Genomic DNA, 5,383 nt, shown 5'->3' with positions numbered 1-5,383 from the left:
CAACAAAGTAAAAAACAACCTTAAACGGTTGTTTTTTACTCAAAGAACTTAATTTGCAACACCAAATTTAATCAACCCAAATTTAGCATTTTAAAGGTGCGGGTCTAGGCGAGTAAAATTTAACTCCAAAAAGCAGTAAAACCGAGTTAAATTTGCCGCTTGGATTTGATTTCAAATTTAGCGAGCGTCAAATTTGCCCGCCCAGTCAAAGCTAAAATCAAAATTTAAGCCGTCGCTCCCTCGTTCATCGCGGCGTATTCTTCAAAAGTTCCCTTAAAATCGACTACTTCGCCGTTTCCTTTGAGATGAATGATGCGGTTGGCGAAGGCGTCGATGAGCTCGCGGTCGTGGCTCACGCAGATGACGTTGCCGCCGAATTTATACAGCGCCTCGCCTAGAGCGATGATAGCTTCGAGGTCGAGGTGGTTGTTTGGCTCGTCTAGCACGAGTAGATTGCCGCGCTCTAGCATCAGGCGGCTTAGCATCAGGCGGTGTTTCTCGCCGCCACTTAGGCTGCCGACTGATTTTTCCTGCTCGGCGCCGCTAAATAGCATGCGTCCTAGGCACTTGCGGATCTCGTCTAGGTCTTTATTATTTTCGTCTTGCAGCCACTCGTAGAGTTTGAGCTCGCCGGTGATTTTATTTGTCGTGTCCTGCGCGAAGTAGCTAGGTTCTATCGTAGCGCCAACGTGCACGTCGCCGCTATCTGGAGCAACCTCGCCGATGATGATTTTAGCCAGCGTGCTTTTGCCTACGCCGTTTGCGCCGATGATGGCGACCTTGTCGTTCTTTTCGAGCCTGAAGCTAAAATTTTCAAATAAAACCTTGTCGTATGTTTTGCTGATGCCGCGCACCTCCAGGATCTCATTGCCGATGTCGCGTTTGGTGCGGAAAAGTATGCTAGGATCGCGTCTGCTAGAGACTTTGATCTCCTCGATGTCGAGTTTGTTTAGCTGCTTTTGGCGGCTGGTTGCTTGGCGGGCTTTGCTCGCGTTTGCCGAGAATCGCGCGATAAATTTCTCTAGCTCCTCTTTTTCTTTTAGCTTTTTGTCGCGCTCCATCTCGTGCTGTTTGGCCACGAGCGTCGAGGCGATGTACCAGTCGTCGTAGTTGCCCGCAAACTGCCTGATTTTCTTAAAGTCGACGTCCAGGATGTGCGTGCAAACCGCGTTTAAAAAGTGGCGGTCGTGGCTGATTAACACCATCGTGCCCTCGTGGCGGTTTAGCTCGTTTTCTAGCCATTTTATGCTATCGATATCAAGGTTGTTCGTGGGCTCGTCGAGGAAAAGAATGTCCGGCTTTGGAAAGAGCACTTGAGCTAGCAGGACTTTAAATTTATCCGAGTTTTCGACCTCGCTCATCGGTTTTTCAAAGTCGCTAAAGCCAAGCGAGCTTAGGATTTTTTCGATACGCACCTCATACTCGTAGCTAGGATCCTCCTCAGCGCTTATCATCTCAAGCTGCGCTAGACGGTCGTTTATAGCGTCGGTAAACTCCTCACTCATGTAGAGCTTTTCTTTTTCTTTGACGGCGTCGTAGAGGCGCTTGTTGCCGTATAGCACGGCATCCTTGACGCTAAAGTTTTCAAACGCGAACTGATCTTGACCTAGCACGCCTACTTTTAGCCCGTTTTCGATGACGATTTCGCCGCTGTTTGCTTCGATCTCGCCTGCAAGGATTTTTAAAAACGTCGATTTTCCCGCGCCGTTTGCGCCGATGAGACCGTAGCGGTTGCCGCGAGTGAGTTTTAGATTTACGTCCTCAAATAGCAGCTGTGCGTTAAATCTCATCAATAAATTTTTGACTTCAAGCATATTTACCCTTAAATTTTACTTTTAAAATCCTAGATTGTGCCAAAAAATCGTTTAAAATTAGTATAAACTTCGGCAAAAAGGCATAGCGTGCTACTTGGGTAGGTTATAAAACGAGCTTAGATTTGATAAGCTTATCTTTTTATCGGTAAAACTGCGTCGTTTTAGCTTAAAGTCCAAATTTTCGCTAAAATCCCTCATAAAATCCACGCAATCAAAGGCAAAAATCAAAATGCAAATCGCAAAAATCCGCGCCAAAAATATCCTCTCGCGCTCCAAAATCGGCAGCGGCGGCTACGCGATCAACCCATACGTAGGCTGCCCGCACGGCTGCATCTACTGCTACGCCGAGTTTATGCGCAGCGCCACGGGGCACGAGGAGGCGTGGGGCGAGTTTTTGGATGTGAAGGATTTTGATACGGCGTGCTTGGTTAAATTTGCCGCTTCGCACGGCAACGAGCGCGTATTTATGAGCTCGGTCACCGACTGTTATAATCCGTACGAGGCGCGCTTTGGGGCTACGCGAAAAGTCCTTGAAACGCTTGCTGGCTCGGATGTAAACCTGCAAATTTTAACCAAATCAAGCCTCGTGACGCGCGACATAGACCTGCTGCAAACCATGCCAAAAGTCCGCGTAGGCGTGAGTTTGAGTGTGATAGACGAAAGCTTACGCCGCATGCTCGAGCCTAATGCAAGTTCCGTCGAAGCAAGGATCGCAGCGATAAAAAAACTGCGCGCCGCGGGAGTGAAAACATATATCTTCGTCGCGCCGATTTTCCCGCAGATCACGCCTGTTTTTGATATCATATCTCGTTACGGCGACGCGGCGGATGAAATTTGGTTTGATAGGCTAAATCTCTATCCTAATTTTAGGGATAAAATTCTAGCTTTCATCGGGCGAAATTTCCCCGCGCTTTTGCCGCTTTATAAGCAAATTTATCTTTTCGGCGATGATGGCTATTTCGAGCGGCTAGCGGATGAGATCAGGCTAGCGGCGCAGGAGAAATTTGGAAGCGATCTTGGCGATAGGGTTAGGATATTTTTTGAGCGGAGAAAATCCGACGCAGATAAATTTGAAAGGTAAAAATGAACGTAATTTTTCGGCTTTGTATCGTGCTTTGCGTATTATACGTTGCGGTTTTGGCGCTGCTTTATTTTTTTCAGGAACGGATGATATTTTTCCCGAGCAAGCTTGAGCCAAACCATGATTTTAGCTTTGATCAGCCGTTTGAGGAGATCAGACTAGACGCAAACGGCACGTGGATAAGCGGTCTTAAGTTTTTAGCGCAGAGTAGGGACGGCGGGCAAATTTATAGCGACGAGAACGGTGAACGAAAAGCGAAAAACGGCGCGGTGATATTTTTCCACGGCAATGCGGGCAATCTGCAAGGCTGGGGCAAGTACGCGCAGTATTTTACGGATTTGGGCTATGATTTTTACCTGTTTGACTACCGAGGCTACGGCAAGAGCGGCGGCGAGATAGGCTCGCAGGAGCAGCTTTATGCAGATGCGGACGCGATGATGCAGGCGGTTTTGCGCGAGTATGATGCGGGCGAGGTCACGGCGCTGGGCTACTCGGTGGGTAGCGGGCTAGCGGCTTGCACGGCGCAGAAATACGGCGCTAAGCGGCTGATTTTGATCGCGCCGTATTTTAGCCTAGAGGAGCTAGCGCGCGAGAAAATGCCGTTCGTGCCTAAATTTTTAATCAAATACAAAATCCCTACGTTTGAGTTCGTCGGCAGTTTTGGCGGGCCGGTGACGATATTTCACGGCAAGCATGACGAGCTAATCGGCGTGGATAATTCGCGCAGGCTGCTTAACTTTCTAAAGCCTGGAGATAAAATTTACGAGCTAAATGCCGGTCATAACGATATCCTAGGCTTAAGCGAGCTTTGGGAAAAATTAGCGCAGAAGCTAGGCGAGTAGGGCGGGGCTGCAGCGGTAAATTTGATGAGGCTCACTTGGTTAAATTTAACGGTTAAATTTTTAGCTTTCTTAAAAACAAAACCTCTCGTCGGTTCTATTTTGCTTGCGCATGGCTTTAAATTTAGCCAAATTTTCATCATTCAGAAAATAGTCTTTTTCTTTTTGCGCGCGTATTTCTAGAGCTTCTATTGCTTTTGCAAGAGCCGCTTTTCTATCTGCGTGAGGCGACGCAAACTCCGGTAAAAACATAGCTTCGTAAACATTTGCTTTGCTCCACTCAAGCGATTTTGCCATGATATCTTGCTGCTTTTTGATGTCGCAAAACGCGTATGGATTTACCACATCGCCCACCAGCTTGATAAACGCTCCTATTGCGCTTTTGACCTCAAAAAATCTACCGTCGTCCAAATTTATAACCTCTCTTAGCAAGATCGCGCGGTTTTTGGCGTTATAAAACCAAAACACCGCCTCGTCGCGAAGCCCTAGATCGTAAGCGCGAGCCGAAAGCACGAAAAGAGTCATCGGCGTGACCATCTGCGGAGCGTCCTGCACGATCTTTTCTGCACTTTTAAAGTCCTCTAGCGTGCCGCTTTTTAGCAGACCGTCGATCTTGTCGTAAACCTTTACGTAGTCGGCTTTGCCGTCATTTGCCGAGTAGTACGGCGTCACGTAAATATCGATGCTTTTTACCTTGCCGTCACCAGCCGCCGATGCTACCGCCGCGCCAAAACAAAGCGCCGCTAAAAAACGTAAAATTTTCATTTATAGCCCCTTAACATAAATTTTGGTGTTATTTTAACTAAAAGATATTTAAACGTCGCGTATAAATTTGAAGGATAAAGTCCGCAAATTTGAGCGGACTTTGTAAATTTAGTTTTTAAAACTATGAATGGGTGCTGGGATCTGGCCGCCACGGGCGATGAAATCGGCGGATGAGTTTTTATTTACGCTCATCACCGGCGCGCTGCCGAGTAACCCGCCAAACTCCAGCGTGTCGCCTTCTTTGCCTTTTGGGATTATGCGCACGGCGGTCGTTTTTTGATTTATCACGCCGATCGCGGCCTCGTCGGCTATGATCGCGGCGATCGTCTGCTCGGGCGTATCCTGCGGGATCGCGATCATATCGAGCCCCACCGAGCAGATCGCGGTCATCGCTTCGAGTTTTTCTAAACTTAGCGAGCCTGCGCGCACTGCGGCGATCATACCCTCGTCTTCGGAGACTGGGATAAACGCGCCGCTAAGCCCGCCTACTTGGTTGCACGCCATCACGCCGCCCTTTTTGACCGCATCGTTTAGCAGCGCCAAAGCCGCGGTCGTGCCGTGCGTGCCGACCCGCTCCAGCCCCATCTCCTCAAGCACGCGTGCGACTGAATCGCCCACCGCCGGAGTCGGAGCCAGCGAGAGATCGACGATACCAAATTTCACGCCAAGGCGCTCAGACGCCATTTGACCGACGAGCTGTCCGATGCGCGTGATCTTAAACGCCGTCTTTTTTACGGTCTCTGCTACCACGTCAAAGCTCGCTCCTCGCACCTTCTCAAGCGCTCGTTTAACGACGCCCGGGCCGCTGACGCCCACGTTTATGACGACCTCGGCCTCGCCCACGCCGTGAAATGCGCCCGCCATAAAGGGATTATCCTCGACGG

At 49.1% G+C, this 5,383-nt stretch carries 5 protein-coding genes; 2 read left to right on the top strand and 3 right to left on the bottom strand.

Annotated features, from left to right (window positions below):
* Window positions 1–224: 224 nt before the first annotated feature.
* Window positions 225–1,814 carry an ABC-F family ATP-binding cassette domain-containing protein gene (locus Q0394_RS11260; RefSeq protein ID WP_298947722.1) on the bottom strand — a complete coding sequence of 530 codons (1,590 nt, stop codon included), beginning with the start codon at window positions 1,812–1,814 and terminating at the stop codon, window positions 225–227.
* A 229-nt stretch (window positions 1,815–2,043) separates the two neighbouring features.
* On the opposite strand from Q0394_RS11260, the gene Q0394_RS11255 reads away from it, so the two are divergent.
* The gene (locus Q0394_RS11255; RefSeq protein WP_298947721.1) at window positions 2,044–2,895 is read left to right on the top strand and encodes a radical SAM protein; all 852 of its coding nucleotides are present in this window, start codon (window positions 2,044–2,046) and stop codon (window positions 2,893–2,895) included.
* Window positions 2,896–2,897: 2 nt separating this feature from the next.
* Window positions 2,898–3,737, top strand: a complete 840-nt coding sequence (locus Q0394_RS11250) for an alpha/beta fold hydrolase (RefSeq protein ID WP_298947720.1) — start codon at window positions 2,898–2,900, stop codon at window positions 3,735–3,737.
* A 69-nt stretch (window positions 3,738–3,806) separates the two neighbouring features.
* Here the strand turns inward: Q0394_RS11250 and Q0394_RS11245 are convergent, their stop codons facing one another.
* Together Q0394_RS11245 and Q0394_RS11240 are read right to left on the bottom strand one after the other, a co-directional pair.
* Complete coding sequence (locus Q0394_RS11245) at window positions 3,807–4,499, bottom strand: cytochrome-c oxidase (protein WP_298790967.1); 693 nt, start codon at window positions 4,497–4,499, stop codon at window positions 3,807–3,809.
* 108 nt (window positions 4,500–4,607) lie between these two features.
* On the bottom strand, window positions 4,608–5,383 hold a 776-nt coding region (locus tag Q0394_RS11240), incomplete at its 5' end, for a DUF711 family protein (protein ID WP_298947719.1).

The sequence above is a fragment of the uncultured Campylobacter sp. genome, assembly GCF_938039205.1.
GTDB lineage: Bacteria > Campylobacterota > Campylobacteria > Campylobacterales > Campylobacteraceae > Campylobacter_A.
The sequence above is the reverse complement of the archived record's forward strand: the minus strand, read 5'-3'. Positions and strand labels throughout refer to the sequence as shown.

Coding starts and splice junctions, on each gene's coding strand:
- Q0394_RS11245 (WP_298790967.1), bottom strand. CDS start 4,499: ATGAAAATTTTACGTTTTTTAGCGGCGCTTTGTTTTGGCGCGGCGGTA.
- Q0394_RS11260 (WP_298947722.1), bottom strand. CDS start 1,814: ATGCTTGAAGTCAAAAATTTATTGATGAGATTTAACGCACAGCTGCTA.
- Q0394_RS11250 (WP_298947720.1), top strand. CDS start 2,898: ATGAACGTAATTTTTCGGCTTTGTATCGTGCTTTGCGTATTATACGTT.
- Q0394_RS11255 (WP_298947721.1), top strand. CDS start 2,044: ATGCAAATCGCAAAAATCCGCGCCAAAAATATCCTCTCGCGCTCCAAA.